The sequence below is a fragment of the Kitasatospora sp. NPDC049258 genome (assembly GCF_040678895.1).
Taxonomy (GTDB): Bacteria; Actinomycetota; Actinomycetes; order Streptomycetales; family Streptomycetaceae; genus Kitasatospora.
Genome location: NZ_JBFAQT010000012.1, coordinates 78,416 through 104,467 on the forward strand (window position 1 = coordinate 78,416; position 26,052 = coordinate 104,467).

Annotated in this window: 25 protein-coding genes and 2 pseudogenes; 20 read left to right on the forward strand and 7 right to left on the reverse strand. The window is 70.6% G+C overall.

Annotated elements, in window-relative coordinates:
* Window positions 1–24 precede the first annotated feature (24 nt).
* The 5 genes and pseudogenes from AB0K43_RS13000 to AB0K43_RS13020 all read left to right on the forward strand — a co-directional run.
* Window positions 25–288, forward strand: a complete 264-nt coding sequence (locus AB0K43_RS13000; protein ID WP_363638893.1) for a hypothetical protein — start codon at window positions 25–27, stop codon at window positions 286–288.
* Window positions 289–529: 241 nt separating this feature from the next.
* Window positions 530–1,948, forward strand: coding sequence for a glycosyl hydrolase family 28-related protein (locus AB0K43_RS13005; RefSeq protein WP_363638895.1), 1,419 nt, complete (start codon window positions 530–532; stop codon window positions 1,946–1,948).
* Between the two features lie 508 nt (window positions 1,949–2,456).
* On the forward strand, window positions 2,457–2,672 hold the full coding sequence (locus AB0K43_RS13010) for a hypothetical protein (protein WP_363638897.1): 216 nt from the start codon (window positions 2,457–2,459) through the stop codon (window positions 2,670–2,672).
* A 53-nt stretch (window positions 2,673–2,725) separates the two neighbouring features.
* Window positions 2,726–3,961 carry an SPFH domain-containing protein gene (locus tag AB0K43_RS13015; protein WP_363638899.1) on the forward strand — a complete coding sequence of 412 codons (1,236 nt, stop codon included), beginning with the start codon at window positions 2,726–2,728 and terminating at the stop codon, window positions 3,959–3,961.
* A gap of 303 nt (window positions 3,962–4,264) precedes the next feature.
* A pseudogene (locus tag AB0K43_RS13020) lies at window positions 4,265–4,387 on the forward strand (serine/threonine-protein phosphatase); the annotation flags it as partial.
* Window positions 4,388–4,591: 204 nt separating this feature from the next.
* Here the strand turns inward: AB0K43_RS13020 and AB0K43_RS13025 are convergent.
* On the reverse strand, window positions 4,592–4,954 hold the full coding sequence (locus AB0K43_RS13025) for a hypothetical protein (RefSeq protein WP_363639078.1): 363 nt from the start codon (window positions 4,952–4,954) through the stop codon (window positions 4,592–4,594).
* A 524-nt stretch (window positions 4,955–5,478) separates the two neighbouring features.
* A complete protein-coding gene (locus AB0K43_RS13030) occupies window positions 5,479–5,706 on the reverse strand; it encodes a hypothetical protein (RefSeq protein ID WP_363638901.1) in 228 nt (75 codons plus the stop codon).
* A 506-nt stretch (window positions 5,707–6,212) separates the two neighbouring features.
* Between AB0K43_RS13030 and AB0K43_RS13035 the strand changes: the two genes are divergently transcribed.
* From AB0K43_RS13035 to AB0K43_RS13045, 3 genes are all read left to right on the forward strand, one after another.
* A complete protein-coding gene (locus AB0K43_RS13035; RefSeq protein ID WP_099897249.1) occupies window positions 6,213–6,416 on the forward strand; it encodes a cold-shock protein in 204 nt (67 codons plus the stop codon).
* A gap of 361 nt (window positions 6,417–6,777) precedes the next feature.
* Complete coding sequence (locus tag AB0K43_RS13040) at window positions 6,778–8,301, forward strand: DEAD/DEAH box helicase (RefSeq protein ID WP_363638903.1); 1,524 nt, start codon at window positions 6,778–6,780, stop codon at window positions 8,299–8,301.
* 131 nt (window positions 8,302–8,432) lie between these two features.
* On the forward strand, window positions 8,433–8,813 hold the full coding sequence (locus AB0K43_RS13045) for a CBS domain-containing protein (RefSeq protein ID WP_363638905.1): 381 nt from the start codon (window positions 8,433–8,435) through the stop codon (window positions 8,811–8,813).
* Window positions 8,814–9,004: 191 nt separating this feature from the next.
* On the opposite strand, the gene AB0K43_RS13050 is transcribed toward AB0K43_RS13045, so the two are convergent.
* Window positions 9,005–9,142, reverse strand: a complete 138-nt coding sequence (locus AB0K43_RS13050; RefSeq protein ID WP_363638907.1) for a hypothetical protein — start codon at window positions 9,140–9,142, stop codon at window positions 9,005–9,007.
* Between the two features lie 53 nt (window positions 9,143–9,195).
* Between AB0K43_RS13050 and AB0K43_RS13055 the strand changes: the two genes are divergently transcribed.
* The 4 genes and pseudogenes from AB0K43_RS13055 (at window position 9,196) to AB0K43_RS13070 (ending at window position 11,851) form a co-directional block, all read left to right on the forward strand.
* Window positions 9,196–9,420 carry a hypothetical protein gene (locus AB0K43_RS13055; RefSeq protein ID WP_363638909.1) on the forward strand — a complete coding sequence of 75 codons (225 nt, stop codon included), beginning with the start codon at window positions 9,196–9,198 and terminating at the stop codon, window positions 9,418–9,420.
* A 350-nt stretch (window positions 9,421–9,770) separates the two neighbouring features.
* A pseudogene (locus AB0K43_RS13060) lies at window positions 9,771–9,902 on the forward strand (IS110 family transposase); the annotation flags it as partial.
* A gap of 39 nt (window positions 9,903–9,941) precedes the next feature.
* Window positions 9,942–10,496 carry a transposase gene (locus tag AB0K43_RS13065; RefSeq protein WP_363639080.1) on the forward strand — a complete coding sequence of 185 codons (555 nt, stop codon included), beginning with the start codon at window positions 9,942–9,944 and terminating at the stop codon, window positions 10,494–10,496.
* Between the two features lie 566 nt (window positions 10,497–11,062).
* Window positions 11,063–11,851, forward strand: coding sequence for a polysaccharide lyase (locus tag AB0K43_RS13070; protein WP_363638911.1), 789 nt, complete (start codon window positions 11,063–11,065; stop codon window positions 11,849–11,851).
* Window positions 11,852–12,455: 604 nt separating this feature from the next.
* Here the strand turns inward: AB0K43_RS13070 and AB0K43_RS13075 are convergent.
* The gene (locus tag AB0K43_RS13075; protein ID WP_363638913.1) at window positions 12,456–12,806 is read right to left on the reverse strand and encodes a MerR family transcriptional regulator; all 351 of its coding nucleotides are present in this window, start codon (window positions 12,804–12,806) and stop codon (window positions 12,456–12,458) included.
* A gap of 1,062 nt (window positions 12,807–13,868) precedes the next feature.
* Complete coding sequence (locus AB0K43_RS13080; RefSeq protein ID WP_363638915.1) at window positions 13,869–14,294, reverse strand: Hsp20/alpha crystallin family protein; 426 nt, start codon at window positions 14,292–14,294, stop codon at window positions 13,869–13,871.
* A gap of 640 nt (window positions 14,295–14,934) precedes the next feature.
* Between AB0K43_RS13080 and AB0K43_RS13085 the strand changes: the two genes are divergently transcribed.
* The 3 genes from AB0K43_RS13085 to AB0K43_RS13095 all read left to right on the forward strand — a co-directional run bounded on the left by AB0K43_RS13085 (window position 14,935) and on the right by AB0K43_RS13095 (window position 18,022).
* Window positions 14,935–16,140, forward strand: a complete 1,206-nt coding sequence (locus tag AB0K43_RS13085; RefSeq protein WP_363638917.1) for a fatty acid--CoA ligase family protein — start codon at window positions 14,935–14,937, stop codon at window positions 16,138–16,140.
* Between the two features lie 378 nt (window positions 16,141–16,518).
* A complete protein-coding gene (locus AB0K43_RS13090) occupies window positions 16,519–17,028 on the forward strand; it encodes a peptidase inhibitor family I36 protein (protein WP_363638919.1) in 510 nt (169 codons plus the stop codon).
* Between the two features lie 115 nt (window positions 17,029–17,143).
* The gene (locus tag AB0K43_RS13095) at window positions 17,144–18,022 is read left to right on the forward strand and encodes a hypothetical protein (RefSeq protein ID WP_363638921.1); all 879 of its coding nucleotides are present in this window, start codon (window positions 17,144–17,146) and stop codon (window positions 18,020–18,022) included.
* Between the two features lie 146 nt (window positions 18,023–18,168).
* Here the strand turns inward: AB0K43_RS13095 and AB0K43_RS13100 are convergent, their stop codons facing one another.
* Window positions 18,169–18,486, reverse strand: a complete 318-nt coding sequence (locus tag AB0K43_RS13100) for a hypothetical protein (protein WP_363638923.1) — start codon at window positions 18,484–18,486, stop codon at window positions 18,169–18,171.
* A 345-nt stretch (window positions 18,487–18,831) separates the two neighbouring features.
* On the opposite strand from AB0K43_RS13100, the gene AB0K43_RS13105 reads away from it, so the two are divergent.
* The 3 genes from AB0K43_RS13105 to AB0K43_RS13115 all read left to right on the forward strand — a co-directional run bounded on the left by AB0K43_RS13105 (window position 18,832) and on the right by AB0K43_RS13115 (window position 23,640).
* On the forward strand, window positions 18,832–19,338 hold the full coding sequence (locus AB0K43_RS13105) for a hypothetical protein (protein WP_363638925.1): 507 nt from the start codon (window positions 18,832–18,834) through the stop codon (window positions 19,336–19,338).
* Window positions 19,339–19,613: 275 nt separating this feature from the next.
* The gene (locus AB0K43_RS13110) at window positions 19,614–20,870 is read left to right on the forward strand and encodes a hypothetical protein (protein WP_363638927.1); all 1,257 of its coding nucleotides are present in this window, start codon (window positions 19,614–19,616) and stop codon (window positions 20,868–20,870) included.
* A gap of 835 nt (window positions 20,871–21,705) precedes the next feature.
* Entirely contained in the window at window positions 21,706–23,640 is a 1,935-nt protein-coding gene (locus AB0K43_RS13115) for a BTAD domain-containing putative transcriptional regulator (protein WP_363638929.1), read from the forward strand.
* A 13-nt stretch (window positions 23,641–23,653) separates the two neighbouring features.
* On the opposite strand, the gene AB0K43_RS13120 is transcribed toward AB0K43_RS13115, so the two are convergent.
* The gene (locus AB0K43_RS13120; protein ID WP_363638931.1) at window positions 23,654–23,998 is read right to left on the reverse strand and encodes a hypothetical protein; all 345 of its coding nucleotides are present in this window, start codon (window positions 23,996–23,998) and stop codon (window positions 23,654–23,656) included.
* Window positions 23,999–24,787: 789 nt separating this feature from the next.
* Between AB0K43_RS13120 and AB0K43_RS13125 the strand changes: the two genes are divergently transcribed.
* Together AB0K43_RS13125 and AB0K43_RS13130 are read left to right on the forward strand one after the other, a co-directional pair.
* On the forward strand, window positions 24,788–25,042 hold the full coding sequence (locus AB0K43_RS13125) for a hypothetical protein (protein ID WP_363638933.1): 255 nt from the start codon (window positions 24,788–24,790) through the stop codon (window positions 25,040–25,042).
* Window positions 25,043–25,456: 414 nt separating this feature from the next.
* Window positions 25,457–25,888, forward strand: coding sequence for a hypothetical protein (locus AB0K43_RS13130; RefSeq protein ID WP_363638935.1), 432 nt, complete (start codon window positions 25,457–25,459; stop codon window positions 25,886–25,888).
* Window positions 25,889–26,052 lie beyond the last annotated feature (164 nt).

A 26,052-nucleotide genomic window follows, 5' to 3' on the forward strand; every position in this document is an offset into this window, starting at 1 on the left:
GTGGATGGGCCTGAAGGAGGGGAGATGGGCGGCGCCCTGCCGCGCGGCGTGGCGCTGGATGCCTGTCGTAGCGTCATGTACGGGAAGCAGACAGTGCTGCCACGAACCATCAGTGCGGTGGAATTCGAGGGCAGCCGCAGCAATACGCGAAGTCCGCACCGCGACCGCGATGGTCGAGCCGGCGAAACGACCGGTCCGTCAGTAGCTGACACTCCTCGACGGATCGACACCGAAGCAGTGCGAAGTCCCTTTACGCAGGGTGTTGTTTCCATTACGCTGAGCAGGTGAAAGTGGCGTCGTACCGTGCTGCGCGGCACGTCGACGAACGTGCCCTCATCCGTTTCCCGGCCGGCCCATACCGGATTCCGTGACTGAGGCTGCTCTGACGTGGCCGGACTCCCATCACGGACTCAGCCCGAGTCAATCCGATCGAGTCGTTGGGGCTGGCAATTCCACCGCACGGTGGTGGAACCGCCAGTCCCAGCCGCAGCACCCTCCACCAACGGTGCGAGCTTGGACGGAGATCATCATGGCCACCAGTTACTGGTTCAACGTCCTGGATTACGGCGCGACAGCCAATGGCGTCACGGACGACACGACCGCGATTCAAACCGCGATCAACGCGGTGCCTTCATCCGGCGGAACCGTCGTTTTCCCCGCGGGTACCTACAAGATCTCCTCGGTGCTGGTCGCCCGCTCCAACCTGATCCTGGAGGGCGTCAGTGACGGCTCGTCGGTGATCGCCCAGAGCAGCACCACGGCCAACGGCCTGACCGGCTCGGACATCACCCGGTTGACCGTCCGGGATCTCACCTTCCAGGGGCCGGGCAGCGGTACCGGCAAAGGGATCGTGCTCACCCGATCCGCCAACCCCGCGACCGTCTCGCTGGCGTTCGCACGGATGACCGTGAAGTTCTTCGGCGACACCGGAATCGACCTCTCCAACCCGATCGTCTCCACGTTCGAAGGCGTAACCTCGGCCAACAACGGCAACCACGGCTGGAACATCCACGGTGTCTCCGGAGGCGCCGCGGGGACCAGCTGCTCGTTCATCTCCTGCTACGCCGACACCGTCACCAACGCGGGCTTCCACATCGACACCATGGCCTACTGCTCCTTCGTCGGCTGCGCTGCGGACCACTGCGGCATCGGCTACGAGGTGACCGGCGCCGGCAGTCAGGGCATCAGCTTCACCGGATGCGGCGCCGAATCCGCGGTCAACCGCGGCACCGGATACAACGGCTACAGCTGGAAGATCAACGCCGCGATCGGTGTCGGTCTGTACAACTCCTTCACCTACAACAGCCCGAACATCAGCATCTGGGTCACCGGTGCCGCGCGAGCGGTCAGCATCCTCGGTTTCGCCGAAAACACGCCCGCCGTCGCGGCGGTCAACTCGGTCAAGGTGGACGCCGGCTGCTCGGCCACCCTCGGCGACTGCAGCAACGTGAAGCCCCTGTCGCTGGCGGGCTACACCAACGTCATCAACGACACCGCCGGCGGCACGGTGGCCAGCGGGTTCGTCTACGGCTCGAACTCCGCCTACTACGAAGGCAATGTCTCCACCACCGCCGCACCGACGTCGGCCGAGCACCTGACGCGGAAGGACTACGTCGACGCCAGGGTCAACCCCGCCCCCGTCACCCTCACCGATGCGGCCACCATCGCCACCAACGCCGCACTGGGAAACCTCTTCCGCGTCACCCTCAAAGGCAACAGAACGCTCGGCACCCCCACCAACCCCACGGACGGGCAGCGCATCACCTGGGAGCTCGTCCAGGACGGCACCGGAAGCCGCGCACTCGTCCTCAGCGCCGCGTTCGGCCTGGGTGCCACCATCTCCTCGACCACGCTCACCACGACGCCGAACAAGCGGGACTTTCTCACCGCGGTCTACAACACCACTGCCGCCAAGTGGTACGTGATCAACTTCGTCAAAGGCTACTGACAGGCGACCGACGCGACAGCCGCACCGGACGGCGACCTCGACCGTACGAGAGGCCCCTCGACCGGAGCACAGTCGGACAGCATCGGCGCGCCGGGGCCGCCGGCGTCAGCAGCAGGCCTGGCGCGGCCGCAGGTCGCGCACCGAACGACGGGGCAGCGCTGTGTAGCGCTAGCCCGCCTCCTTGACGACGGTGTCGCGTCATGAGGGTGGCCCGGAAATCCGCCGATCCGGGCGGTGGGCGGCCCAGTCTCCGAGCCGGGCCCGGTCGGCTCCGGGCCGGGACTCCCGGGCGGGAGATCCGAGCTGGGTGCCCGAGAAACGCCTCCCTGCTGCGGCCGGAGTACCGTGGGAGGTGTCGGGGCGGTCGCGCCGTACGCGCTGCTCGCAGGCATTCCGCCGAAGGACTCGACCGGGGGCCCGGTGCCTCCAGGAGGGGTGCCGCCCGTGGCCGTTCGTGTTCCGTCCGCCCACTGTGCCGTCGTGCCGCACGGCACGAGGTGTCATGTACGTGGCAGATGACTCCCAGCAGAGCCCGGTCGGAGCCGTCGGGAGGGTGACCGTGCCGATCCCGACGGACGGGCCGGGCGAGGTGCTGGTCGGCCTGCGCGGCGGGTCGGAGGTGTTCGCGGCGTGGTCCGCCGGGCCGATCGCGGTCAACACGCGGGTGGTCGTGGTCGACACGATCTCCGCCCGGTCGGTGGTGGTCGAGCCGCTGCCGTCCTGAGCCCGGCGGCTCCTGCGGCCGTCGTCAATCTGTTGCAGGTCAGGTGGTTCGTCATGTTGTTCTGGCACGTGCCCGCGCCCAACGAGGCCATGCTCATCTCCGGTTCCAAGCGGCAGTCGCAGGACACCCAGTTCCGGATCGTCACGGGCCACGGGAGCTTCGTCGTTCCCGTCAAGCAGAAGGCCCGCATGCTGTCCCTGGCCCTGCAGGAGGCGGAGATCGCCGAGGACTGCGTCACCCAGCAGGGAATCCGGCTCACCGTCCGCGCGGTCTGTGTCTTCAAGGTCGGCGACGACGCCGTGTCGATCGCCAACGCCGCCCGGCGCTTCCTGTCCGAGCAGAACCAGATGCAGGAACTGGTCGGACGGATCTTCGCAGGCCACCTACGCTCCATCATCGGCGGGCTGACCGTGGAGCAGATCATCAGGGAACGCAGCCGGGTCGCCCAGGAAGTCATGGCAGGCAGTCACGGCGAGATGGAGAAGCTCGGCATCGTGGTGGACGCCCTGCAGATCCAGGAGATCGAGGACGCCACCGGCTACATCAACAACCTCGCCGCACCGCACGCGGCGGCGGTGGCCAGTCAGGCCCGGATCGCCCAGGCCAAGGCCGACCAGGAGGCGAGCGAACGGGAGCAGCAGGCCGCCGCGCTCAAGGCCGAGTACGAGCGGGACACCGCGATCAAGCGGGCCGGCTTCCTCGCGGAGACCGAGCAGTCCAGGGCGCGCGCCGCCCAGGCCGGGCCGCTCGCCGAGGCACGGGCCACCCAGGAGGTCACCGAGGAACAGACCGCCCTCGCGCAGCGCAATGCGGCGCTCACGGCGCAGCGGCTGGAGGCGGAGGTGCGGCGCCCGGCCGACGCCGAGGCCTACCGGAAGCGGACGCTGGCCGAGGCGGACCGCGACCGGGTGAAGTTCGAGGCTGACGCCGGCGCCTACACGGAACGGACCCTGGCACAAGCCCAGGCCGACGCCAACGCCGCCCGTGCGGCGTCGCTGCGGGACGGCAACCAGGAGCTGATTGCGGCCAACCGGATCGTGGAGGCCCTCCCCGCACTCGCCGACGCGGCGGCCCGGGGCTTGGCGGGCGCCGATCTGACCGTCCTGAACGGCACCGACGGGGTGAACCAGATCGCGGCCGGCATCGCCAGCCAGGGGCTGGCCATCCTACGGTCCCTCCAGCACTCCGCGGCGCCCACAGCGACCTCGACGGCTTCGACGACCGGCGCATCGGCCGCCGACCCGAACGTCAACGGCCGCTCCACGCCCCGGCTCCCCGAACGGAGCTGACCCCGACACTCCGCCGCGAGAGTCGTCGAGGACAGCTCGTAGCGAGTTGGCCAGGCTGGGCACGGTCAGCGCGGCCGCCTCGATGCCCGCCCGATCACGGTCTGTTCGTCGACGTGGTGAGGAAGTCCTCGATGAGGCGCTCGAGCATGCGCGTGGATACAGGCCGGGCGACGCCGGGCGTCCGGCTTTCGCGCGGCGGCCAGAACGGGGGCGCCACCGAGCGGTGGCGCCCCCGTTCGCTTGCGGTCGGGACTCGGACCGAAGCAGTGACGGTTGTCGGGTTCGCTCGCGTGGACGACACTCGACACCGCCGCCGAACACCCGCGCGAGGTGGTGCGGGCCCTGGTCGCCGCCGTCACCAGCGCCTGCGGAGGCAACGTGAGAGACGACGCCACCGGCCTGTGCCTCGACCGGCACGGCCCCCGATCCGCCACTCACCTGACGACACACCAGCACCGTCTTCACCGGCTGGTGCTGTTTCTGAAGCGGCCAGCGGCGCGGCGTTTCCGAGTCGTGGCGCTGGCCGAGTCTGCTACCCGGGGGCGGGCGCGGACATCGGCAGGACCCACTGCCACGACGTGGTGTTGGACTCCGAGGGCAGGAAAGCGCCCGTGCGGCCTGCCGTGGCCGTCAGATGTCGGAGTAGCTGAAGTCTCCGACCGTCCAGCTGCTGATGTCTTCGATCGCGATGCGGTACATGCCGCCGGTGTGGGGCAGTCCGAAGTCACCCTGAAGGATCTTCGCCCGGTGGAGGTGGAGATGGGTGGGCCGTGTGGGCGGGCCATCGGCGGGCGGGGCGAAGAGGGCGGCGAACGGCTTCAGGTGCTCCGATGCCTGGAGGACCTCCGCCACCCGCTCCCACCACAGGGTCACCGGCGCGAGCCTGCCGGTGATCACCGCTCCGGGAACCACCACGGTCAGGGACATCTGGTTGCTGTGCTCGGACTCGACCATCGCGGCGATGTCGACGAGCAGCCCGTCAGGGTTCGACATGCCCCCAGAATAGGACACCGTCTCCGCTGCCCCCACGGCCCCGGGCAGTGGCCGCAGCTGCCGATGGACTGTGCCGGTCGCTACGCGGCGGCGGCCTGACGCGCAGGGCGGCTGCGCCGCGGTGCGGGGCAGGTGGGGGCAGGCGTGAGTGCGTCTCCGGCGCAGGGCATGTGGGGGCCGGCGGTGACGGGCAGGGTCGGTTCCGAGGGTGGTGACGGCGAAGCCCGCGGTGCCGAGGATCTCCGAGAGGGCCAGCATGAGAGCGTTGCGGATGCCGCGGAACTCGGTGCGCCCGGCGGCGCGGGGCGGTGCCGGATCGAACCCTTGGCGGGAGAGCGCGGCGCAGACGGACTCAAGCAGATGTTCGTCATCCACCCGCTGAGCCTGTCTCCTACCCGGCCCGCCGCCCATGACGGGTCGTCACATGCCTTTCCGGCCATCTCCGATGAGGTTCCTGGGCCGGGGCTGTGCGTCCTCCGGGCTGCGTGCCGACGCGACGGATCGGGTGCCGGGTGCGTGCCGGGTCAGAGTTTGAACATCGCGGCATAGGGCTGGGTGATGCGTTCCCGCCGGGATCCGAAGTCGACGAGTACCGCGATGTCGCTGTCTCCTTCGACCCCGATGGCCCGGCCGAGGCCGTACGTGTCGTGGGTGACGCGGTCGCCGATGGCGAAGTGCTTGCGTGGCGCTTCGATCCGGGCCTTGAAGGGGCTGGTGGGCAGGGCGCGGCGGACTGCTGCAGATTTTGTCATTCCCTGCAGTATGCGCCGAAAGTCGCGGCAGCGGGCCTTTCCGGTGCACTCGATTTCTGAGCTGCGGCAGGAATGTCGCGAACGCCGTCCGCAATGATCACGGATGGCGCCGGTGGGCGCGCCGCGTGGCTGGCACGGCGGGGCAGGTGCTTGGCACCCGTCGGCCCGCCCATCCAAGGAGAGCAGGTCGCGGGCGCCGAGACGGCGGAGCTGGCAGCTCAACCAGGCCTTCCTTCATGCGTGTTGACGATCATGGCGCCTCGCGCCCTGCGGCCTCCTGGAAGGGGTCCCGCAGGACCGGGGGTGGAATATCCCCCCGTGGCGGGCCTGGGCCTGCTAGAGTCTCCTTAGTTGCAGTAGTGGTTCCCATGAACTTTGTGTGCGCCTGCTGATGTTTCGCAGGCGCCTTTTCTGTTTCCCGGCTCTTTTCCGGGTGGGTGCTCATCGCGGCGACTCGGAGTTCGCACTGTGCGGGCTTCGGACAGCCCCTTGAAGGAGATTTCTTTATGGCTAATGGCACTGTGAAGTGGTTCAACGCGGAAAAGGGCTTCGGCTTCATCGAGCAGGACGGTGGCGGCGCTGACGTGTTCGCCCACTACTCGAACATCAACGCCAACGGCTTCCGTGAGCTGCTCGAGGGCCAGAAGGTCGAGTTCGACGTCACGCAGGGCCAGAAGGGTCCGCAGGCCGAGAACATTCGTCCGCTGTAGTTTCTGCCACGGCACCCGCCTGGTAGCGAGGGGCCCGCACCGCGTACACATTGCCCGGTGCGGGCCCCTCGGCATTGCGCCACACGCATTCCCCGGCCGATTCCGGCCCCCTGGCTCCGCCACCGGCGGCCATCCCCACGCGAGACGCACAGTGCCGCGTCCGGATCGGCGCCCTGCCGTGACACCCACGGTTCGAGGTTCTTCGCTCCCGCCCTGCCGGTGAGCGCGCACCTGAGGTGACGTGCCGCACGGTTTCACCGTCCACGCCCCGCTCCCCACACTCTGGCCCGTTCCCTGCGGCCTCCTGCCGGCGCCCCGCGCTGCGGAGCCGCCTCGCGACGTGCCGCCAGGAAGGTTTCCCATGAACCGCTCCACGTACCGAAACACCACCTCCCGTTCCGGCGGTTCCTACGCGTCCCGCTCCGGCGGCAGTTCCTTCTACGGCGACCGGCCCTCCGGCGGCCGGAGCTCCCGGCAGGGCTCTTCCGCACAGGGGGAGTTCGCGATGCCGGTCAGCACCACTCCGGCACTGCCGGCCGTCGAGGCCTTCGAGGAACTGGACATGCCCAAGGCGCTGCTGTCGGTGCTGACCCGCCAGGGCGTCACCGCACCGTTCCCGATCCAGGCCGCGACGCTGCCGAACTCGCTGGCCGGCCGGGACGTCCTCGGACGTGGCCGCACCGGTTCGGGCAAGACCATCGCGTTCGGCCTCGCGGTGCTGGCCCGCACCGCCGGCCGGCGCGCCGAGCCGCGCCGTCCGCTGGCGCTGGTCCTGGTCCCCACCCGTGAGCTGGCGCAGCAGGTGACCGATGCGCTGACGCCGTTCGCCCACGCGGTGCGCCTGCGGATGGCGACCGTGGTCGGCGGGATGTCGATCGGCCGCCAGGCCCACGCCCTGAACCACGGGGCCGAGATCGTGGTCGCCACCCCCGGCCGGCTCAAGGACCTGATCCAGCGCGGCGACTGCCAGCTGGACGGCGTCGGCATCACGGTGCTCGACGAGGCCGACCAGATGGCCGACATGGGCTTCCTGCCGCAGGTCACCGAACTCCTCGACCAGGTCGCCGAAGGCTGCCAGACGATGCTGTTCTCCGCCACCCTGGACCGCAACGTCGACCGCCTGGTGCGCCGTTTCCTCAAGGACCCGGTCACCCACTCGGTCGACCCGTCCGCCGGGGCGGTCAGCACCATGGAGCACCACGTTCTCCACGTGCAGAACCACGACAAGAACGCCACGATCGCCCACATCGCCTCGCGCGAAGGCGGCGTGATCATGTTCATCGACACCAAGCACGGCGCCGACCGCCTGGTCGAGGACCTGCTCGCCAACGGCGTGAAGGCGGCGGCCCTGCACGGCGGCAAGTCCCAGCCGCAGCGCACCCGCACCCTGGAGCAGTTCCGCACCGGCCAGGTGACGGCGCTGATCGCCACCAACGTCGCCGCCCGCGGCATCCACGTCGACGGGCTCGACCTGGTCGTCAACCTCGACCCGCCGAACGACCACAAGGACTACCTGCACCGCGGTGGCCGCACCGCCCGGGCGGGCGAGTCCGGCACCGTCGTCACCCTCGTCCTGCCAAACCAGCGCCGCGAGATGGCCCGGATGATGACCACCGCCGCCATCACCCCCGTCACCACCCGCGTCAGCGCCGGCGACGAGGACCTGGCCCGCATCACCGGCGCCCGCGTGCCCACCGGCATCCCCACCGTGATCGCGGCCCCCGTCGTCGAGCGCCCGCGCCGCGGCACCTCCACCAGCCGCAACCGCCGCAGCCGCCCCGCCCCCACCGCCGGCGGAGCCTCCGGCACGGCCGCCGTGGGCCGCGTGAGCCAGGGTTCCTCCGGCCGCCGCCGGGCACCCCGACGCGTCGCCCTCGCCGCCTAGCAAGCACACGTGGGCCCGGACCGCACGCCCGGTCCGGGCCCGCCCCTGGCGGACCCCCGCCGGCCGTCCCGCCGTCGTCAACGCCCCCATCACCGCCGGCCAGGCGGAAGCGAGCCCAAAGGAGTCCGCCCATGACCCTCACCCTCGACCGCCCCGCCGCCACCACCACGGTCCGCGACCTCATGACCCGCCCCGAGCTCCAGATCAGCGACGACATCATGCTCGACGTGGCGATCCACATCCTGCACGGCTCCGGCGCCGACCATCTCCTGGTCCGCGACGACGACGGCCGCTGCGCGGGCCTCCTGACCCGAGGGCACCTCGCCCTGTTCCAGGCCCGTTCCGGGACCACGGCACGGACCCCGGTACGCGACATCGTCCTCGACCGGGCCCCGTTCGCCACCCCCGACATGCCCGCCGCCACCGCGGCTGCCGCCATGCGCGCCCGGGGCCTGGCCGTGTGGCCGGTCGTCGACCACGACGGCCACGCCATCGGCCTGCTCGCTCTCTGAACCCGCCCACCGGCTCACGCACCGCGCCCCCTTCCCACCGGCTCGGTCCCGTGTCGCGCAACCCACGACCCTTGCACGGTGCCGCACGAGCCGGGGATCCCCGCCGCCGCGAGGCTCACACCACCGGGGAGGGCGCACGCGCAGCACCCGGGCCGCACCAGGACGGCGCAGCAGGGCAACGACCGGTTCGGTCAGGCGGAGCAGGTGCTGCGCGCCCGCAGGTGAGAGTGGATGAGGGTGCTGAGGCCGCCGGAGTCGCAGAACACGACCCGGGACATGTCCACCACCGGCTCCCCTTGGAGGGCGGGCAGGCCGGCGGCGTTCTCCACGGCTGCGTCCAGCAGCGCAGCGTGTCCTGGCGCAGTTCCGGGACGCGCACGACATGAAGGCCAGGCGCGTCGCCACCGTGCGCTCGAAGGCTCCCGATCCGGGCAGCGGGGGAACAGCGCCGTGCTGCTGCACCATCCCGGAGACGGCGGACCAGATCCGCAACCGCAAGAAGCTCGGCTCCGGAGGCGGCCGGCCACCGAGCTTCGACAAGGAGGACTGCAAGAAGCTCCACGCAGTGGAGTGCGGGATCAACCGGCTGAAACGGTACGCGCGGTAGCCACGAGGTACGACTGTGAGGATGGTCGGGTGTCGCCCCGGGCGGTGGTCTGGCCCGAGATATTACTGGTGCTGATGCCTTGAGTTTGATCCGCCGACTGCCGTCCGAGGCGGTGCGTGCTGCCGCCGTCCGGGTGGGCGTGTCCCGATAGGGGCCGTCGCGACGCGCACCGTCACAGTCTCACCTGCACGAATTGACCCGCCTCCCGGAGGAGATCGTGCTGGGGGTGGACACTCACAAAGATGTTCAGTCGCTGCGGTGATTACTTGCGCCGGAGTCATGCTTGAACCCGAAGCTTCCCGACCACCCGCGAGGGCTACCGACAACTCCTCTCCTGGGCCCAGGCCTTCGGAAGGCTGCGGCGGGCCGGGGTCGAGTGCACCGGCTCCTACGGTGCTGCCTTGACCCGCCACCTCCGCAAAGAAGGCATCGCGGTCACCGAGGTCAACCAGCCGGACAAGGCCCTGCGGCGCCGACGAGGGAAGACCGACGCGATCGACGCAGGAGGGGCCGCCCACGCAGTGCTCTCGGGCCGCGCCACCGCCACCGCCAAGTCCGCCGACGGTCCGGCTGTTCAAGATGGCCAGGAGCTCCGCGGTCAAGTCGCGCTCGCAGGCGATCAACCAGCTCAAGGCCGTCCTGGTCTCCTCGGACCCCGCACTTCGGGAATCGCTGGTAGGCCTCAGCAACCCCAGCTCCTGGACTGCTACGGCGTCGGCCCCGACACCGCGGCCGCATTGCTGACAGCAGCCGGCGACAACCCGGACCGAATGAACGGCGAGGGCTCCTTCGCAGCCCTCTGCGGCGTCAGTCCGGTGGAGGCGTCATCCGGCAGGACCCAGCGGCGCAGGCTCAACCGAGGCGGTGACCGACAAGCCAACTCCGCCCTCTGCGCCATCGTCCTGGCCCGCCTGCGCTGGGAGCGTCGCAGTCGCGAGTACCTGGAACGGCGCATCGCCGAAGGCAGGACCCGCCGCGAAGCCATCCGGTGCCTCAAACGCTACGTCGCCCGCGAGATCTACCGACTCATCACCGCGGCGAGGAAGCCCACGCCAACACCAGCGTCAGCCGGTTGACATCCATAGGGGCATCAAGCTGGCCGTACGCTTCGAAGCATCAGTGCTGGTCACAGCCATCAACGAGTGGCTGTGACCAGCACTTTCGCAACAGGCCCTCGTTCGCTTGAAGCGGCGGGGCCTGGAAACGGAGCATCAGCCACCTCACCTCGCCATCGCGGGGTCCCTCGAAGCTCTTCGATAACACATTGATAACGACCCAGGGCCGGAGAAGCGGTGCGGCGCTCCCTCACTGGCAACCAGCTCGGAGACGACCGTTGATCACCTGTGTTCGATCGGCGTTCGGTTGGGGTTGGCAACGCCTCAAGGCTCCGTCGCCGTCCGATCGGGGTGACGGTGGGCATGCGAGGTGGGATGTCATGGGCTGTTCTGAGTGAGGGAGGGGCCGGGCGATGGGCTTGGCGAGGAATCGGGTCTGTGTGGCGGCGCTGGCGTTGGGGGTGGGGCTAACCGTCTCGGCGTGCCAGGACAAGGGTCGCCGTGATCATGAAGTCGCGACGACCGCAGGGCCCTCCGTCGCGTCGCCCGGAGGCTCTTCGTCAGCCGCTTCGGCTCCGGCGGCGGGCGTGTTCTACGAGGGGTTCGAGCAGGTCGCCGACAACGGTTGGAAGGTCGGCGTCAACGACCTCTCCGACGGCGACCGTCAGCAGCCCCTGTCGCAGCTGGCCCAGAGGCCCGCTGGTGCGCTGCGGCAGGCCACCTCACCGGTGCGGGACGGCCAACACGCACTGCAGGCCACGGTGCCGCACGAGCTGGGCAGCTTCCGCTCCGAGGTCGCCCGCCCGGCCGTGCCGATGGGCTCCGAGAACTGGTACGGCTTCAGCATCTACTTGCCGCAGACCTGGCAGGTGGACCAGCAGAGCACCATCCTTGCCCAATGGCACGCGCAGATTGGGCAGGACGCCAAGAGCCAGGACGACGACGTCAAGAACAACCCGCCCGTTGCGGTGAGCGTCAAGGGCAACCAGTGGATGCTCGATCTCCATTGGAACAGCCAGGGCGCCGCCGCGACCGGGCCCGGATCCGGCACACATGCATACACACTCGGGGCCATCCGGACGGGCGCGTGGTGCGATTTCGTGCTGCACGCCACCTGGTCGCCGACCGGCAACGGGGTGATCCAGCTGTGGCAGGACGGCCAGCAGGTGGTCGACTACACCGGACCGACGGAGTACAACAACAAGCAGGGCCCCTACTTCAAGATCGGCATCTACCGCCCCGGGTGGAAGACGAAGAACGCCACCCAATACGCCCAGGACACTGCCACCACCGAACCCATCACTGTCTACGACGACGCGGTACGCATCGCCCAGGGACCCGCGACCTACCAGGACGTCGCACCCGACCGCCACTAGGGAGCGTCTTTGGTTGTGATCAAGGCGCGGTCTTGGTGAGGTCCTTGATGACCGAACCGTGCGTCCGTACGGAGTGGTGAAGTCCCCGCAACTACACGACCTCCACCGCGACCGTCTTCCTCGACGAGAACCGCAAACGGGGACTTCGGTCCGTCGTCTTCAGCCGACGCCTCACCCGCACCGCACGGGAGGCCGGGCCCTTCGGCGAACGGGGCCGGCCCTCTCATGTACTGGCGGGTATCTGCGGACGGGACGGCCGCGCTTCGCTGAACCGGAAGGAGTGGCGGCGACGGGTGCGGCTACCTGCCGCGCCGCAGCCGGCGTCGGAACCTGCGCCACGAAGGTCACTGCGGGGGGCTTCGCGCGCTCCCTGGGCAACGCCGCGGGGCACGGGTCATGACCCGGGAGGAACGGTAGATGAACGCCTTGGGCGTGAACTCGACCGGGGAGGCGTAGCCGTCGTACCGGGTGGCCCGGGGCCGGCCGGCACCGGCGGGGCGGGGTGCCGGGCGGTCCTGCGTCGGTCGGAGGGCCGGTGTTCGGGGCGGCCTGCGGTGAGCACCTGTCGCTCACCGCGGGCCGGTCTCGTCGGCCTGGTGGTGGGTCAGGTGTCGGCTGCCGGTTCCTGGCCGTGCTGGGTGCGGCGGAGCTGTTCGTTGATGCGCAGGGCTTCTTCGAGTTGGTCCTCGAGGATGATGATGCGGCAGGCGGCGTCGATGGGGGTGCCCTGGTCGACGAGGTCGCGGGCGCGCATGGCGATCCGTAGTTGGTAGCGGGAGAAGCGGCGGTGTCCGCCGTCCGAGCGCAGTGGGGTGATGAGGCCCTGCTCGCCGAGGGCGCGTAGGAAGCCGGGGGTGGTGCCGGTCATTTCGGCGGCGCGGCCCATGGTGTAGGCGGGGTAGTCGTCGTCGTCGAGGGAGTCGGGGGTGTGCGGTCGAATGGTTGCCGTGGTCACTGCACCTCTTCTTGTTGTGTCGGGGGACGCGCTGAGGGGCCCCGGGGCCATAGTGGCTCCCGGGGCCCCGAAGGGTTTTACACCATCTACCGGCTCTGGGGCCGGGTTCCTTAGGTCCGCACCGCCCCGGGGGAGGGGGCGTGCGGGGATCGCGTATGCGTGACCGGAAACCACCGTCCTTGCCTTGGGGTCTACGGAGTCCGCCCGGGCTGATTCCTCACGGGCCGGGCGATCCTGATGGCGCGCTGTCCCTCCATTCATCCTCTGAACTGACCGGTTACTGCGAACTGCGTGGTAGTGCCAACTACCCGGTACTGCTCTGGCGGTCCCTGGTGGCCCCGCCGACTCCGGCAGCCAGCCCCGTCGCCCGTCCTGCTCAACCTGCTCGGCTTGGAACCCCACTGCCGGACCCCCGGCGCGCGCGCCCGCAGTCTGGGCGCCTTCACCGGGATACCGCGTACTGCGACTGCCGGTACCACTCAACTCAACTTCACCTACGGGTACTGCTCCTGCTGAACCGCGGTACCGCTCGATGGCGGCCCCTGATGCCTACGGGCCGCCCGGCCCGGCTGCCGGTCCTGTCGCCTTACTGCACCATCCCTGGCTTCAGGACCCTGCGACCGTGCCGACCTGCGAACTTCTGTACTGCTCGAACTTCTGTACCGCTGCCCGCCAGTTCGTGTCTGGCGGGTACCGCCGATCTCGTCTACGAGAGAAACACTAACCACGGTGCGCGGCAATGTCTACTCCGGCGGGCACAGATTTTTCCATGTCGGCCGGGGAGGTAGTCATCGGCCCGCACGGGGCGGGGCGGCCGGTCGCCACAGCCGTGCGAGACCGGGACGAGCGGGTCCGTCGCCGGCTGCTGGCGTGCTTCGCCGAACAGGCCGTCATCACGGACCTGCCCGCCCTGCGCGCCGCCGCCCTCGACACCACCAGGCAGCACGGCGACCGCCCGTCGGGTACCCGACAGGGCCGAGCCGGCCCGCCACGCTCGCGGCCCACCGCGCGGGCCCGGGCCGGAGGGGGCGGGAAACGGGAGTCCGGGCCGCGTCGCCGTGGTCAGGCGGAGATGGCCTCGCGTTCGCCCTTGGCGGTGATGGTGATCTTGCGGGGGCGGGCCTTCTCGCTGACCGGTACCCGCACGCTCAGCACGCCCTGGTCGTAGTCGGCCTCGATCCGGTCGGTGTCCAGCGCGTCGCCGAGGAACACCTGCCGCGAGAAGCGGCCCAGGACCCGTTCGTCCGCCAGGACCTCGGCGCCCTGCGGGAGCTCGGACGCGCGCTCGGCGCGCACGGTCAGGACGTTGCGCTCCACGTCCAGGTCGATGGTCTTCGGGTCGATGCCCGGCAGGTCCAGGCGCAGCACGAACACCTCGCCGTCGCGGTAGGCGACCAGCGGCATGCCAGCCGGCTGGGAGGCGGTGCCGACCAGCTGCTGGGTGAGCCGGTCGAGGTCGCGAAGTCCGCGCAGGGAGTCGGTGCGCATCAGCAAGGGGATCAGCTCCTCACGGTCGTGAACGGTAACGGGTGCCCGCGGAGGCCACGGCGGCCGGGCCTGCCCGGCTCTGTCCTCCCGCCCGGGCACCTCGACGAGAAGGTTATAGCGCCGCCAGAGCTTTCTTGACAAGCTGGCGCTCAACTTTGGAGAGCCTGCTACGCGCCACCTCTGACGCGTTACTGGCCGGCGATCAGGGCTCCCTGTGGGGGGCGGGTGCCGGGAGAAGGACATCACCCTCAGGGCGGCCGACCGCGCGAACAATCGGGCCGGAGGCTCGGCCGCCCGAGGCTGGCTTCGACCCTGCTGGTCCGGCCCGCCAGGACGGGCGGCGAGGCGGACTGCGACGGGCAGGTGGGGACGGATACCGCACGGGAGGCCATTCGGCCGGCCGAACGGCTGCTCGTCGATGGTCGTGATCGCGTCGGATCGTTCGGCCTCCATGCCGCCGCCGTAGCCGAGACCGACCTGGACGGCCAGGACTCCTAGCATCGACGGCACCCTGCCCGCGGACCCCGCGCCCGCCGTCCAGGCCAACTGGGAACGCATCACCTCCTGGTGACCAGCGACAGGACCGCCTCACCCTGCCGCCCGACTCGCCATCCCTCCCCGGCCTGCTCAAGGACACGCCATGCCCGCTGCCTTGCCCGCGCCCTTCGACGACGTCCGCGACGCCGCTGCCCGCCTCGACGGCATCGCCCACCGCGCGCGCAGCTGCCCAGAGGCATCGCCGCCTGCTCCTCCGGTAGCCATGCCCAGGCCACCGCACGCCCTGCGCTACGGCTACGGCCTCTTCCCCGTCGCCCCGTGGCTGCTGGAGGAGACCACCGGCCGCGCGCTGCTGACCGGCCTTGCTGTCACCGCACACATCGGCGCCGGCGGCACCCCGCCGCTGCCCTGCTCCACCACGACCGACGACGAGCTCGTCCGTACCGGCGGCCGGGCCCCCGAGCCCGCCGCGCGGGCCGGCTACCTCACCTTCGCCACCTCGGGCACCACCGGCGCCCCCCAGGCGGTCGTCCGGGCCCGCCCGCCACGACCCTACCGGGGCGTCGCGGTCACTGGCCGCGATGCCGCCGGGATCGGCCACGGCCCGCACCTGATGGCCAATCCAACCTTCCACCTCGGCACTCTGGGCCCGGCGCTCCACGCGCTCCAGGCCGGCAGCACCGTCGTGGTCCAGCAGGACTGGTCGGCCGAGGCGTTCGCCGAGCTGGCCGACGAACACCGGGCCGACAGCACCTTCCTCAGCCCGGATCTGCTGCTCGACGCCGTGGAGGCGCAGCACGCCCCCCGGCGCCCGTTCCGGATCGTCTTCCATGGCGGCGCCGCCTGCCCGCCGGCCGTCAAGCGGGCCGCGATCGACCTGTTCGGGCCGGTCCTGCACGAGTACTACGGCACCTCGAAGAGCGTCATCACCGAGATCGGCACCGCGGACTGGCTGCGCAACCCCGGCTCCGTCGGCCGGCCACTGCCCGGTGTCCGGATCGAGATCCGCGACCGGGACCGGCCGGTCCCGACGGGACAGATCGGCGAGATCTGCGTCCGGCTGCGCTCCGTGGACCAGGACGTCCCCGGCGAGGCGCCGCTGCGCACCGGGGACATCGGCTACGTCGACGCGGCGGGTTTCCTCTCGGTGATCGGGCGGGCCGACTCGCCCGAACTCGTCGGCCCGGCCCGGCTGGAGCACGCGATCCGGCTGCTGCCCGGTGTCGCCGACGTCGCGGTGGTCTCGACGGGGTCTGCCACGTCGAGACCACCCGGACCCACCCGCCCGGTCTCGACCGGACCGTCGCCGCCACGGTGCGGCGGCTCGGCGTCTCGGCGACCGGCGTGACACTGGCCCCGGCAGGCTCGCTGCCCCGCACCGCGAGCGGGAAGATCCGACGGGCCGCGCTGGTCTCGGAGGGCTGAGGCGGCGGCGAAGGCAGCACAGGCACCCGGCGCGGAAGTCCGTCAGGAAGCGGCGGACGTCCGCCGGCGTGAGACGGTTGAGGGGTTTTTGGCCGAGCGCGGGGGCGATGCAGACGCGGGCGATCGGCTCATGGCTGGTGCGGGTCGAGGGCTTTGCAAGCCGTCCGGGGAGACGGAGTGGGAGCAATCCCGGCACCGCCCCGGGCCTGCTCGGCGAAGTTCTGTACCGAACTGCGCCGGCGGCAGTGGCCGCCCCGGTGGATGGCACACGTAGCCATTGGGTACGCTTGGGTCGCCCGAAATGATCAAGAACATGGGGGAGTCAATGCTCTTTGCTCGTAAGACACTTGTCACTGCGTCAATAGCGCTGTCGGCCGTTGTCGGTGCCCTTGCCACAGCTTCTCCGGCGAGCGCGGCGATCTCGACCGGCTCGGACAGCGTCGGCGACTGTGACGCCCAGTGCCTGGTCCTCTACTACAACACCGGCTACGCCGGCTCGCACACGACCATTCACTCCACCACCCCCAACGGCGGCGAGGGCGTCTACGACCTGTCGGCGTACACCTTCCAGAGCGGCGGTGCCGGGCAGGGGAAGAACCTGAAGAACAACGCAGCCTCGGCGAAGGCCCGGATCTGGGGTATCGACTCCAGCGTGACGGTCTACTTCAACAGCGGCTACGCCGGCCCCTGCGACAAGTTCCAGAAGACCGAGTACCCGTCCGCCTGGCAGCTCTCGAACACGTACAACGAGAACGCGTCGGTGTACTTCCGGAACATTCCGGTCAACCAGGGCTGCGTCAACTTCGGTTGATCGCAGTCATGAATTCGTGGCGGCCGCGTACCCACGCGGCCGCCATATTCCTTGTGGGGAGATGTGGATGACTGTGGGGAGACAGGGCTTGCCGACCGGGGCATCACGCGCTCTGGTGTTCGTCGCGGCCGCGCTCATGGCGACGGCCTCCTGTTCGGCAACCGAGGACCGAGCCGGCGGTGAGCCCGGCGGTCGGAGCGTGGACGTTCGACCCTCGGCGGTGCCCTCGGACCGCGTTTCCCTGCCGATCGAGAGGTTCGCTCTCACCGCCGAGGAGTCCAGCGCGGTCGACCGGGCCAAGGTCCTCCTGGCCAACGAGTGCCTGGGAGGCTTCGGTCTGGACTACCGGATTCCGGAGCGCCCGCCGCTGGTTGTCGAATCCTCGAGGCGCTACGGGATATCGGACCGGGAGGTCGCCCGCGACCTCGGATACCACCTCCTGCCGCCGGCCGGCGGGGCAGGCGCCGCCAAGCAGCCCACCGAGGCGCAGGAAGCGATCCTGCTCGGAGCGACTCGTGCGGGAGAGCCGCAGTCGGCAGCCCCCGACGGCCGCCCGATCCCACCCGGCGGCTGCTACGGGGATGCCGAGTCGCGGCTGGACGGCGGCCCGCGCCCCGAGCCCGACATCGCCGCCGCGGCGGCCATCGACAAGGAGAGCTTCAAGCAGTCCCTGGCGGACCCGACGGTCGTGGCCGCCTTCCACGCGTGGTCGACCTGCATGGAACGCCACGGCTACCGGTACCAGGACCCCATGGCATCGGTAGGGGATCGGGCGTTCGACACCGCGGAGCCGACGGAGCGCGAGAAGGCCGTGGCTCTGGCGGACATCGACTGCAAGACCGAGACAGGTCTGCTGAAGACCTGGAGTGCGGTCGAGGCGGGGATCCAGACGCGCATGATCGAGGAGAACTCCTCGGCCCTGGAGCGGCTGAGCTCCTTCCAGAAGCGCAAGATCGGCCTTGCCCGCGAGGCCATCGCACGCCTCGGCAGCTGAGACGGGCCGCGCCGCCCGGGGCCTGTCCGGGGTTCGGATCGGGTGGGACGGGCCGGACGAGCAGGTGAACCGCACCGCGTCGGTCCCCGGCCGGGCACCTGGCCGGAGACCGAGGCGAACGTTCGCGCGGCGTCGGATCAGGGTCGTCACGCCGGGCCCGACGCGATGGTGTTCTCGAGCGACGCGTTCAGGTCCACGGTGGTGTACGGAGCGATGGTCCGGCACGCGACGCGGCAGTCGTAGGCGCTGTTGTAGTGGGCCGCGAAGTTGAGGTCGGTCCAGCGGTCCACCGCTGCCGCGTGGTTCGCGATCGGCGTTTCCTGTACGAAGTGGGCGTCGTATCCGTAGCTGCCGGAGTTGTCGTGGAGGCAGATCTGGCCGGTGGTGCAGTCGTAGACCGGGGCAGGTGTGGCCGATGCGGGGTGTGGCGGTGGCCGGCCCGGAGGCCAGGACAACGTGATCACCGTATCGCCGTCGTCGCGCCGGCGCCCGGACCATCGGGCCCGTCAAGGCATCCGGCAAGGCATCCGGCGGCAGGCGCGGCGGCGCGGTCGGGACGTGGCAGCCACCCAAGGGCAGTGAAGCCTCGGGTTCGCCACCGGGCCCGTGGTGCTGTGACAGCGGGGATATCCGGCAGATACCCGCCCTTCCTACGTTGGTCCCGAACCGGCCGCTGTGGGCCAGCGGCACCTACGACCAGAGCGTGGGCAGCCGGAACCACCGCAACACCTGATCGACCCGAAGTACCGCGACACCCACAACCTCCGCCGCGCCGCGCCGTTGCGCGGCGGCCCTTCGGAAGGACTCTCGTGACGCCCAGCAAGTCCGTTCGCTCCACGGCCCGCAGGCTCATCCTGCGCACCACCCTCGTAGGGACGGCGATCGCCTGCGCGATCGGCCTGACCGCCACCACCGCGTCGGCCACCGCCTTCGTGGCGAACTTCACGCTCTCCCAGTCCGACTGGACCGCCGGTCACAGCGTGGGGGCGGACAACGGCATGTCGCAGTTGATCCTCCAGTCCGACGGCAACCTGGTGCTCTACAAGTTCACCGGAGCCGACAGCTACCCGGCCTGGGCTTCGGGGACCGGCGGCCACGGCGTCGTGCGGGTCGACTGGTCGCGGTCCGGGTACGTCAAGCTCCTCAATTCCTCCGGTGGCATCGTCTGCACCCTGGGCGCGCTCAACCCGGCGCCCGGCGGCCACGCCGAGCTCCGGAACGACGGCAACCTCGTCTTCCTCAACAGCAGCGGCAATGCCACCTGGGACACCGGCACTTCCCACGGGACCGGCAACCGCAACTACTGCTACACCTGATCGGCCCTCCCGCCGGACAGCTCCGCGAACACACAGGGCGCTGCCCCGGGATGCCCCTGGCCCCGGGGCAGCGCCCTGTGCGTCCCCGGTCGAGCACACCCAGCCCCTGTGCGACAATCTGACGGTCAGCCATCTGGTGCGCGTTCCCTATTGCCGCAGGTCAGCAGTGGGGCCGGGGGGATCGTGGCAGCGAGACCGGCTACGGCTGACGGCAACAGGGCTGAGGGGGAATCCGGGGATGTCGGTACCAACCGTGGGCGGCGAAGGGGAGTCCGTTGCCCCGTAGGCCACGACCGCTCAACCCCGACGACGGCCCACTGCAGGCGTTCGCCTACGAGCTGAGGTGTCTGCGGGAGGCGGCCGGGAACCCGACCTACCGGGCACTCGCGGCTACCGCGGGCTTCAGCGCCACGACGCTGAGCGACGCCGCCGGCGGCGTGCGCAGGCCCACCCTGGACGTGACGCTGGCGTACGTCGGCGCCTGCGGTGGTGATGTCAAGCTCTGGGAGAAGCACTGGTACGCACTCGACCGCCGGCTCGCCGGCAGCTCCGGAGCCGACGCGCGGGTCCGGCCGTCGGGTGTGCGGGCCGCACTGACCGTCTCGGAGGTGATCGAGCCGACGCAGGCGGACGCCGAGAACCGCGCCCCGGTGGTGGACGCGTTCCAGAAACAGGGCTTCGAGCCCGAGCCGGTCGACGGCGATGAGCCGGGAGCACCGCATCGGCGCCCGTGGCGGTCACGGGCGTGGCTGCCCGTCATGGCCGTCGCCCTGGCGCTGGTGCTGACCGGCCTGCTCGTGGGTCTCAAGCGCGGGTCCGGCGACACACAGACGGTCTCCGGATCCGGCTGTCCGGTCGGCCCGGCCGTCGGGACCACCTTCCAGGGCACGACCTACAGCGGGAGCACCCGGGTCCGCAGCGGCGCCAGCCGCAGCGCACCGGTGATCGACGAGATCCCGCCCGGGTGTACGGTCCGGTTCGTCGGCTTCTGCATCGGTGACGCCGAGCTGGACCTGACGGCCGGCACTCCCGATGCGCGCTGGTTCAAACTGGGCAGCGGCGGGTTGGTCTCGTCGGGGGTGGTGCACGGCAATCCGCCGTGGGAGTTGCGGCCGGACCGCTGCCCTGGCGAGTTCCCGGCTCCATCGTCGATCTCCCTGATGGTCGCGCCACGGCCCTCCGACCCCGAGGCCGTGGAACTGCGCGCCAGCGGCTCCTACCTCGGCATCGTGGGGTTCGCCGGGTACTTCTCCGACAGCGGCCAAGCCGTGCCCGTGCCGCGCTGGCACCAGCTCGGCCTGATCGGCGTCGGCGTCGACGGCTTCGTGCTCCCCTGGCGGATCGCGAAGCCGACGGCTGATCAGGGCCCGATCCAGCTGGTCGCCGTCGCCTGCCTGGGTGGGGACGGCCCCACCGATGTGGTGGACGCGCTGATCCTTCCCCCTGCGGCTCCCACCCAGGCGCGGCCGCTGTCGCTGGGCGAGGGTGAGCGGAGCGCGGCCGCACGGACCGCCTGCCGCTACCCCGCCTAGGGCCTGATCCGGCCCCCGGGTGCGACGGAAAAGTTACCGCGCACGCGAAGAATGTCCGGGGCGGGGCGGGCCGGTTGTCGGACGGCGCCGCCGGCCGCGCCGCGCCAGGTCGTGCCTTCGGTCAGCGGGTGATCGGTGAGCTGCCGTCACCGTTCGGTCCTGGCCCGGGGGAGAGCCGGCTCCCCGGTCGGGTTCGCTCCGGTGCACCCCGACGACGTCCTTACCGCCTCCGTCGCCACGGGCGGCGCGGCTTCGCTCGCCCTCGACGACATCGACAAGACGGCTGGGACCTGCGCCGACACCCCGGCTCACAACAGCCTCGGCGGCTCGCGGCTCGAAACCAGCCGCTCCGGTGACGGTTCGGGCGGTCCCGAGTGCTGGTGCGCCGACTTCGTGCCGCGGGGGCCGGCGGTACTCCGGTTGCGCACCGGTGGGTTGGACGCCGGTGGTGCCATCTTCTACACCTACGGCCGGGGCAACGGCACCCGTACACCTCGGCCTCCTCCCGGCGCAGCCGGACGACGCGTTGCCCGCGGCAGGGTGAACGACGCCGAGATCCATCGTTGTCCGGCTGTCCAACGGCGCGCTCCGGCGTTGTCCGGACGTTGTCAGGACATTGTCCGGACCTCGTCAGGTCGGCCGAACGCCGGGCGATTGTCCGGGATTGATTGCCCATCACCGTATGAACGGCACTGGCCGACAGTCGTCGCATTAGATCTTGTTCGTCAGCACGGTGCGCCCGGCCAACCCGCGTGCACCGTTCGGAACACCGACGGCGCAGGAGAACAGGCGAGTGGAATTCGGGATCCTGGGGCCCCTTGTGGTCAGTGACGGAGTGCAGACCCGCCCCGTCCCCGGCGGCAGGCAGCGGGCTCTGCTCGCGGCGCTCCTGATCCGGCACGGGCAACCGACGTCGGCGCAGTTCCTGACGGAGGCCGTCTGGGACGGGCACCCGCCCAGCAGTGCCTCCGCCGCCCTGCGCAACTACGTGATGCGGCTGCGCAAGGCGCTGGGCGCGGCGGGTGAGCGCATCGTGACCACCGCCGGCGGCTACCGGATCAACGTCGACGCGCAGGAGTTCGACCTCCAGAGCTTCATCGTCCTGCGCGACGAGGGCATCGCCGCGCTGCGCCGACAGGACTTCGAGCGAGCCGCCACCCGGCTGGACACCGCACTGCAGCTGTGGCGCGGGCCCGCGCTGGCCGACATCCCCTCCGACGCGCTGCTCCGCAAGGAGGCCGGGTGGCTGGCCGAAGCCCGCCTGGACGCCGTGGAGGCGAGGCTGGAGGCGCAGCTGCGGCTGGGCGGCGACGTTCGGGCACTCACCGCCGAACTGCAGGCACTCACCACCGAGAACCCGGAGCGGGAGCGGCTCTGGGCCCAGCTCATGACGGTGCTGTACCGCAGCGGGCGGCAGAGCGAAGCGCTGGCCGTCTACCAGCGGGTGCGACGGACACTGATCGAGGAGATCGGCGTCGAGCCCGGCAGTGAGCTGCGCGAGGTTCACCAGCGGGTCCTGCGCGGTGACCCTGCCCTCGACGGGCCGACCCGACCCCGGCCCGAGGCGACCGGTGTCAACTCCGCGAGCGTCGACGCGTCAGCAGCGGCAGGAGCCGACGCGGGTGCCGGAGCGGGCGCGAACGGGGCCGGGCACCCGGCACCCGACCGGACGGCACACGGTCGACCTGTTCTCGGCATCACGCCATGTCAGCTCCCTTCGGCCCTACCCGACTTCACCGGGCGCGCGGGGGAGACGTCCCTGCTCACCGGCCGGCTGACCGCCGTGGACCGCACGGCACCGTTCACCGCCGTGATCTCGGGCCAGCCCGGCGTCGGCAAGAGCGCGCTGGCCGGCCAGGTCGCGCACGCCACCCGGGCCGCGTTCCCGGACGGCACGCTGCACGCCGAGCTCCGCGGGACGGACGACAGCCCAGCTCCTCCCGCCGCCGTGCTCCGGACCTTCCTGATCGCGCTCGGCGTTCCCGCCGACCTGGTGCCGGTCGGACTGGAGGAGCGGATCTCCCTCTACCGCTCGCTGCTGACCGGCCGTCGGGTCCTGGTGGTGCTGGACGATGCCCGCGACAGTGCCCAGGTGCGTCCGCTGCTGCCCGGCGGCCCCGGCTGCGCGGCGCTGGTCACCAGCCGCTACCGACTCGCCGACCTGGTCGGGGCAGTACAGCTCGAACTGGACGTGCTGTCGGCGGCGGAGGCCGAGCTGCTGCTGCGGCGGATGGTCGGAACCGCACGCTTGGCAGCCGATCCGCAGGCAGCCACCCAGGTGGTCGCCGCCTGCGGCCGACTTCCGCTGGCGCTGCGGATCTGCGCGGCCCGGCTTGGCGCGCGCCCCGGCTGGAGCATGCGGCACCTCGCGGATCGGCTGGCCGACCAGCTGATGCTGTTGAACGAGCTGCGGGTGTGCAGCCTGGACATCAGGGCCAGTGTGGAGCCCAGCTACCGGGCACTCGAGCCCGCCGCCGCCCGGGCCTTCCGGCTGCTCGCCACGGCCACGGACGGCCCCCTCTCGACCGCGCAGGCCGCCCGGGCACTGCACCTTCCGCTGCCGGCCGCGGAGCACTTGCTCGAACGGCTCGTCGACGCACACCTGCTGGTCACCGGTGCGCCCGGCCGGTACCGCTACCCGGCCCTGCTGCGGGCCTTCGCCCGCGAGCAGGGCGGCCTGCGGTCCGGGGTGGTGCCGGCGCAGCAGGACAGGCGCGCCGCCGAATGGCCGGTCACCCTCGCCGACTCCGGGTGCGCGCTGGGCCACTGAGGTCTGACGCGGCTCAGCTGTGGAACACCGGGCGGCGGTGGTCGGCCCTCGTACCGTCGGTGTCGTAGGTGATGCCGGTCACCATGACGCGGTGCCCTGCGCCGTGCACGGTGACCGGACCGGCGTGGGAGCCGTAGGAGATGTCGGCGCGGCCCGGATCCATCGGGTACTCGACGGCCGTACGCCGGCCGGGGCCGCCGCCCTCCGGGCCGTCCTGGCGGCAGGCGATCAGCGCGACCCGGGTCAGGGTCGGCGTGCCGGAGAGGCTGCCGGTGTTGACGTTGCCGGCACGGTTCCGCCCCGTGAAATTTCCATCTGTCCAGGGGGCAGATCGGATGGCCGGCCACCACGCGAGCATGGCGACTCCGCTTACCATCGCCGTCCCGGGGCCGGTGTCGAGTCATTCGGCTGAAGTGCGCGAGCTGAAAATCGGTCTGCTCGCACGGTTGATGACTTAGCAATATCTGAATTGCTGTCACATCACGTGTCACAGGCCGAGTTACCGGCCGATGACGGCCGTGATACGCGCCGCGTGGAGGATTTCCATGGATTCGCGACCAGCCGACCGCCGCACCGCCCCCAGCTCATGGAGGACCTTGGGCATGCATGCCTGTATGTGCACGAAACGCATCCGCACGCTCACTCCGCTGCTCGCGGTGGCCGCCGCGGCGCTGGGGGCACCCGTCCTCGCGCCGCGCTCCCGCGGCCGCCGCCCCGATGTTCAGCGCCGAGACCGACCAGGCCGGCCGTGACAGGCCGGCACTCGACGCCAACACCGTAATGATCTTGCACCTAGTTGCCAAGCGACTTGGTGCCAGCTCTGCAGCCGTGACATCGCCTCGTGTGGACGGCAGGATCCTTCTCAGCAGCGGAAAGCGACAAGAACCGGGACGGGTTCCGCGAACCGTTCACGGGCACAGCATTGGTTACGAAACAGGAGAGAACAGTCGTGGGTCACTCAATACGCATCGTGTGCGCTGCCCTGGTCGTGGCATCCACCGTCGGCCTGGGTGCCGCCGCCGCAAGCGGCGTCGTGGCAGATCGATCGGCCGTCCAATTCACCACCACCGCCTCAGGTTTCGACTGGGACAGCCCTCGCCCCGCACCACCCGTGCAGAGTTGACCGGATTCCGTGCATTTGGTCTCGGTGACTCTCATCCGTCCTGATCCGGCGCCATCGCAGCTGACGGCTGAAGCGGTCACCGATCTGATCTGGGCGCACAGCCAACACGAAGACCGGGTGGAGCACATCCGCGCCCGCGTCGAGCTCAGCCGGTGTCGCATCGCTGCCGCGATCATCGCAGACACTCCGGATGCGGCAATCGCGAACCTGCGCCGCGTCTGCGAACGGGCTCTGCAGCACACGCCGGCCCTGCGTGGCTGGTGCCTCGTCCTCATGTAAGACATCCAAGAACCAAGCCCACGGCTCTCCTGGCCACTTGAACGCAGTCGCAGCGGGAGCTCGAGAACCACCTGCCCCGCCTCCGCCCGAACACCTCGGTCGGCCGAGCACGCGTGGCGTCCGCTCGGAAGGACACGCGCCCGACCGCGACAGCCCCGATCCCCGGCGCAGTGGTCATCACCACGGGCCCTTCCGCCTCATCCGCCGGTGTCCGCGCGCCCTGAGGTCCCTGGCCCGGCTGCTCCGGCGGGGCGGGCCGGCGCCATGTGACCCGATTCGAACCGCAGCCCCCGTCACCTCGGTACCGGGGACTCGGCAGTCCGGCCTGTCTACGGAAGAGGCTCACGCCAACGCCCGGGCGGCGGTCGGGCATCTCCTCCAATCCCATCCCATCTCCTGAAAGAAGGTTTCACCATGCGCATCCTGACCAAGATCGCTGCCGTCTCGGCCCTTGCCGTGCCGACGCTCCTTGCGATTCCCGGGACTGCTCAGGCCTCCACTCCGTCCGGTTGTTCCAGCGTCACGCAGATCGGCAGCACCGCCTACCTCAACGTCGGCGGGGAGACGATGGCGTCGGTGAAGCAGTACAAGGGCTGCGGCAAGAACTACTCCTACCTGTACGTGTGGCAGGGCTACCGCTCCTCCCACAGCAGTTGGGACGTGTGCGCGGCCATCGTGACCGGCGGCGGACACGTCCAGGACCCCCAGTGCGGCCACAACGACGTGGAGATGTGGTCCTCCGGCGCCGACACCCTGTCGGAGTGCACCCAGGCACTGGGCTGGAACGGGACCGGCCCCATTCCCTACCCCGGCGAGGTAGCCGTCAAGACCGACGTCCGCTGCTGACCCCTCGGCGCCACGGCGACCGCCGTGGCGCCGGGTCCCACCTCCCACCATCGCTGTTGCTGACTGCCCGGCGGATTCCGCGAAGCCGGCCAGATCCATCGGGCGGTGCCGGTCCCCGGACCGTCGCCGGACCCGTACCGCCCACCCGGATTCGCCGGGCAGCG